This window comes from bacterium, assembly GCA_024224155.1.
Classification (GTDB): domain Bacteria; phylum Acidobacteriota; class Thermoanaerobaculia; order Multivoradales; family JAHEKO01; genus CALZIK01.
Genome location: JAAENP010000438.1, coordinates 1 through 3,698, shown reverse-complemented (window position 1 = coordinate 3,698; position 3,698 = coordinate 1). Strand labels below are relative to the sequence as shown.

The following is a 3,698-nucleotide window of genomic DNA, read 5'->3' as shown; positions in this document are numbered from 1 at the left end:
CTCTTCCGCTACTGCCGCGGTATCGACGAGCGACCGGTGCGCCTCCTGGGCGAGCTCGGGAGCGCGACGTGGAGGGATAGAGTGTCGCTCGCGGTGGGCGCCGTAGCGTTCGTGAGCAAAGAAGTCGATCGCCTGGCTGAGGGGGTGGCGGCTTCGTTGGGAAAGCGCGAGCTTTCGGCGGGTACGATAACGGTCAAGGTCCGCTACTCTGACTTCCAGACCGTGACGCGGTCGCTGACGCTCTCCGTGCCCACCTCCGAGGCCGAGGTCCTGCGGGCCACGGCGCAGGCTCTGCTCGGTCGAACCGAGGCCGGCCGGCGACCGGTGCGGCTTCTCGGTGTCGGCTGCTCGAATCTGAGCACGGCTCCGATCGAGCAACTCAGGCTCTTTGCCGGGGGATGAAGCGGGCGGTTTGGGGCGATGGCCCTGGTAAGGTACGCGCCATGAAGATCTCCAATTTTCGCCTGGGCCTCCTGTTCATTCTCGCTTGCTTGCTGATATCTGCTGTTCTGACAGCTGCGATTCCGGCGCCCGAAGACGTCGCTGCTCCGCCCGAGGGTGCCGAGCGGACGGCTTCCGGGTTGGCGACCCGAGTTCTCGTGCCAGGGACCGGGACCACTCATCCGAGCAGTGTCGCGATGGTCACGGTCCACTACACGGGCTGGACCACGGACGGCAAGATGTTCGACAGCTCGGTCGAGCGCGGCGCACCGGCAACGCTACCTTTGGACCGAGTCATAGCGGGCTGGACCGAAGGGCTGCAACTGATGGTCGTGGGCGAAAAGCGGCGGATGTGGATTCCGGAGCGGCTTGCCTATGGCGGACGGGAGGGCCGACCGGCCGGAATGTTGGTTTTCGACGTCGAGCTTCTCGGTATCGAGGAGCCGCCGCCACCACCGGCGGCGCCCGAGGACGTGGCCGGGCCGCCAATGGACGCCATTCTCACGAAGTCCCGTCTGGCCAGTAAGGTCTTGGAGGCCGGCACCGGTACCGAGCACCCGACGAAGAAGAGTGAGGTGACGGTCCACTACTCGGGCTGGACTACCGACGGCAAGATGTTCGACAGCTCCGTCATGCGCGGCAAGCCGGCGGCATTTCGTCTCGATGCGGTCATCGCCGGCTGGACCGAAGGCGTCCAGCCCATGGTCCACGGAGAGACCCGCCGTTTCTGGGTCCCCGAGAAACTGGCCTACAAGGGGCAGGCGGGCGCGCCCGCGGGCATGCTGGTCTTCGACGTCACGCTGCTCGACTTCAAATAGTCGGCTCAACGCTGCTTCAAGCGATCGATCCTGCGCCGGTCGCGCTTGGTCGGGCGGCCCAGTCCGGGTTCACGAGGGGCTGTCTCGAGCGCCCGGCCTGCGCGGGAACGGCGTGGTGCGGGAGCAAGCTCGGGAGGTGTGAGGTCTTCGAACACTCGAGCGGCCTCGGCCTTGGGTAGAGGCCGGTCGCGGAGCTCGCGCACTTCGAGCACGCGAGCGTGACCGCGAAACGAGATCTGGACCCGGTCACCGACGACGAGGCCGCGATGGGCTTTGGCCGGGTTGTCGTTGACCTTGACGCGCCCAGCATTGCAGGCCTTGGTCGACTGGCTTCGGGTCTTGAAGACCCGGGCCACCTGGAGCCACTTGTCTAGCCTGACCGACATCTGAGAGCCTTGGTTTTCGTTATTCATGAACCGCTTGGTTTCCGGCTGGCAGCATTCGGCTCGAGTTGTCGTGAATCATCCAGGCTAGCAGCAGAGGGCAGACGCGCCGGCCGGCTGCGATCTCGATGTGCCAGGCTAGAATTGTCCCGTGCTTTCGTCAAAACAACGCTTTGCGCTGCTGCTGGTCGCTCTGCCCATCGTGATCGTGATTGTGGCACTCGTCTACATGCTCGCCATGGACGCCCTCGAAAGCGAGCCGCGCGGATTCTGGGAGTCTCTCGGCTGGGCCGCGGAAACCCTATCGACGACCGGCTACGGTGGCGATTCCCACTGGAGCCACCCCCTGATGGTGATCTTTGTCGTCGTCGTGCAGTTCGTCGGCGTGTTTCTGGTGTTTCTCATCTTCCCGATCTATCTGATTCCGTTCTTGGAGGAGCGCTTCGAGTCGCGGCTGCCCAAAAGCACGCCCAACGCCAGCGATCACGTGGTGGTCTATCAGTACGGAGCGCCCGTGGCTGCGCTCCTCGACGAGATGAAGCGGTCCGACATCGAGACGGTGGTGATCGAAGCCGAGGAGCGGCAGGCTCGGCGCCTCTTGGAGCGTGGCCACCAGGTCGTTCAAGGCGCTCTCGACGATGGCGCTCTCGACCGGAGCAATCTTCTGTCCGCGAGGGCACTAGTGGTCAATGGCAGGGACGACGAGAACGCGGCCGTGATCCTCGCCGCTCGTGAGGCCGGCTTCGAGGGCGATGTCCTGGCGATCGTCGAGGAGCCGTACCATCGCAAGCCGATGAGCCTGGCCGGAGCCACGGCCGTCTTCACGCCACGGCATATTCTGGGAGCGGCCCTGGCGGCCCGAGCCAGCGAGCGGATCAGTCCGCGGGTCGAAGGCGCTCAGGTGGTGGGCAAGCTAGTGGTGAGCGAGGTTCGGATCGGCGCTCAGAGTGAGCTGGTCGGTAAGACGCTGCGCGAATCCGATCTCGGCCATCGAACCGGAGTCACGGTCATCGGGCAGTGGGTGGAGGGGCGTCTTCAGGCCCCGCCCACGGCGGATATGAGGCTCGAGCGGGCCGGCATTCTGATCGTCGCCGGGAGCGACGAGGCTGTTCACCGCCTGGGGGAGGTCTGCGCTGGCACGACCAGGTTGCGTCGTGCCGGACCTTTCGTGCTTGCCGGCTTCGGCGAGGTCGGTCGTAAGGTCGCGGAGCTGCTGCTCGACGTCGGCGAGCGAGTCGAGGTGATCGACCGCAAGGATGGCGAGGGGGTGGACCGCGTCGGCGACATTCTCGACTATCGAGTGCTCGAGTTGGCGGGCCTGCGCGAAGCGCAGGCAGTCATTCTGGCGGTCGACAGCGATGCGGCGACGCTGTTTGCGACCGTGATCCTCAAAGACTTCGCGCCCGAGGTGCCGGTGATCGCTCGGGTGAATCAAGCACAGAATGTCCAGAGAATTCATCGAGCGGGTGCGGACTTCGCACTGTCTATCAGCCAGGTTTCGGGCCAGATTCTGGCCGGCCGGCTTCTGGGTCGCGAGAGCATCTCGCTGGATCCAAGAGTCAAGGTTCTCAAGGTCTCGTCGTACGACTTGGAGGGCAAGCATCCGTCCGAGCTCGGTATTCGCGAACGCACCGGTGTTTCGGTCGTTGCCGTCGAGCGCTCCGAACGGCTGATCCTCGAGTTCGGATCCGATTTTCGTTTCCTGGAGGGCGACGGCGTCTACGTTTGCGGCAGCGTCGAGGCCACGCAGTCGTTCATCGAGACCTTTCCGCAGCCCAGGAGTCGCGAAGCCTAGCGATGTCACGATCGCGGCGCTCTTCAATACGCGCTCGCTCGCTCAGGTAGTTTTGCTCCTCCTGATCGCGGGCCTCTGGGTTCGGCAGCTTGGCCAGTCGATCGCGATGGAGGATCTCCAGATTCGCCAGTTCCGCGCGCGCCTTGCCGCGTATCTCGGCGACCTGGGCGCGCGCTTCGTCGGTCAGGGCCTCGTGGCTGGGCTTTGCTATTCCCTGTTGCTCGAGGCGCTCGAGCGCGATCTCGTAAGCGGTCTTCATGT

Annotated in this window: 5 protein-coding genes; 3 read left to right on the top strand and 2 right to left on the bottom strand. The window is 64.8% G+C overall.

Features of this window, described 5'->3' with window-relative positions:
* Positions 1-402, top strand: a 402-nt coding sequence (locus tag GY769_21560; protein MCP4204506.1) for a DNA polymerase IV, incomplete at its 5' end; no start/stop codon positions are given.
* On the top strand, positions 399-1,259 hold the full coding sequence (locus tag GY769_21555) for a peptidylprolyl isomerase (GenBank protein ID MCP4204505.1): 861 nt from the start codon (positions 399-401) through the stop codon (positions 1,257-1,259). The genes GY769_21560 and GY769_21555, both read left to right, overlap by 4 nt.
* 5 nt (positions 1,260-1,264) lie before the next feature.
* On the opposite strand, the gene GY769_21550 is transcribed toward GY769_21555, so the two are convergent.
* Positions 1,265-1,645 (bottom strand): RNA-binding S4 domain-containing protein, encoded by a 381-nt coding sequence (locus GY769_21550; GenBank protein MCP4204504.1) that lies wholly within the window; start codon positions 1,643-1,645, stop codon positions 1,265-1,267.
* Between the two features lie 148 nt (positions 1,646-1,793).
* Here GY769_21550 and GY769_21545 point away from each other — a divergent pair, with 148 nt between their 5' ends.
* Positions 1,794-3,437, top strand: a complete 1,644-nt coding sequence (locus GY769_21545) for a TrkA family potassium uptake protein (GenBank protein ID MCP4204503.1) — start codon at positions 1,794-1,796, stop codon at positions 3,435-3,437.
* On the opposite strand, the gene GY769_21540 is transcribed toward GY769_21545, so the two are convergent.
* Positions 3,397-3,698 (bottom strand): hypothetical protein (locus GY769_21540; GenBank protein ID MCP4204502.1); only part of this gene is annotated, 302 nt, incomplete at its 5' end. The genes GY769_21545 and GY769_21540 overlap by 41 nt on opposite strands.

Excerpts from the sequence above, each read along its gene's own strand:
- GY769_21550 (MCP4204504.1), bottom strand. The coding sequence starts at position 1,645 with ATGTCGGTCAGGCTAGACAAGTGGCTCCAGGTGGCCCGGGTCTTCAAG.
- GY769_21555 (MCP4204505.1), top strand. The coding sequence starts at position 399 with ATGAAGCGGGCGGTTTGGGGCGATGGCCCTGGTAAGGTACGCGCCATG.